Annotated in this window: 1 protein-coding gene; it reads left to right on the forward strand. The window is 74.7% G+C overall.

Annotated features, from left to right (window positions below; genetic code table 11):
• Positions 1-1,374 (forward strand): polyketide synthase dehydratase domain-containing protein (locus AB0N17_RS46700; RefSeq protein ID WP_366017730.1); only part of this gene is annotated, 1,374 nt, incomplete at both ends.

Raw genomic sequence — 1,374 nt, forward strand, 5'->3', positions numbered from 1 at the left:
GACGGGCGGGCGGGGCAGCGCCGTCCTTTTCAGAGACCTCCTCCGGGACCTCTTCCGGGACCTGTTCCGGGGCCTCGGCCGAGACCGGTTCGGCCCCCACCCGTCCCTGGTCACCGCCCTGCACACGACAGGTGAGGACGCCGGCCACGACCTGGTCGCCGTCGGCTCCCTCCGCCGCGACGAGGACGGACCCGCCTGCCTGGACCAAGCAGCCGCCCAACTCCACGTGCACGGGCACCCGGTCGACTGGCGGCGCCTGGTCACCGACACCCCTCCCGCGGACCTGCCGACCTACGCCTGGGACGCCCAGCGCCACTGGATCGAGCCCGAGTCCGCCACCGGCGCCGTCGGTCTGCTCGGCCGCGCCTCGCATCCGTTGCTGGGCGTCCAATTGCAGTCGGCGGACGAGACCCGCTGGACCTTCCGCAACGAGTGGTCCCCCGCCACCACCGGCTGGCTGCCCGACCACACCGTCTTCGGCCGCACCGTGGTGTCCGGCACGACCGTGATGGAGCTGTGCCGCGCCGCCCTCGACGCGGCCCGCCCCGGCGACCCGGGCGACGTGACCGACCTGCTCCTGCTCACGCCGCTTGTCCTGCCCTCAGTGGGCACGGTCGAGGTGTCCGTCGAAGTGGTGACAGCCGGTCCGGTGCCGGAGATCACCGTGCACAGCCGCCCGCGCGGCCAGGAAGCCACGGGCTGGATCCTGCACGCCACCGCCTCGGCAGCCGGACAGGCCCCGGCGCCAGGGCAGCCGCCCGTGTGGCCGCAGGCCGCCGAACCGGCGTGGAGTCCGCAGACCTACGAGTGGCTGACCGGACTCGGTCTCGGCTATGGGCCGGCCTTCCAGGGCGTCCGGGAGGCGGTGATCACCGGCGACGGTGAGCTGCTGGCCCGGCTGTCGCTGCCGTCCGTGGCCCGGGACGTGTCCGACCCCTACCCGGTCCACCCGGCGCTGCTGGACGCCGCGCTCCATGTGGCCGCGGCCTTCGACCACGGTGCCGCCTTCGACGGCCGGGTGTTTCTGCCGACCGCCGTGAGCCGCGCCACCCTGCCGCACCACGGCGCCGACGACGTCACCGTGTCCGTGCGGCGCACCGGCGGCAGCGGAGACGACCTCACGCTGGAGGTGACCCTGTGGGACGCCGACGGCCTCCTCGCGGGCCGGCTGGAGGGCGTACGTCTGCGGGCCGCGGATCCGGCGGACCTCACCGCCGGTTCGGGCAACGGACGGCACCTGTACGAGGTGGCGTGGACAGCCGCGCCCGAACCGGCCGCAGAGACACCGGCCGGAGACTGGACCGTCGTCGGTGACCGGTCCGACCCGGAGGTCACCGCAGCTCTCAGGGGCGTCGAGGCGGCCGGCATCCGGCT

This window comes from Streptomyces sp. NPDC051133, from assembly GCF_040682635.1.
In the GTDB taxonomy this organism is placed as follows: domain Bacteria; phylum Actinomycetota; class Actinomycetes; order Streptomycetales; family Streptomycetaceae; genus Streptomyces.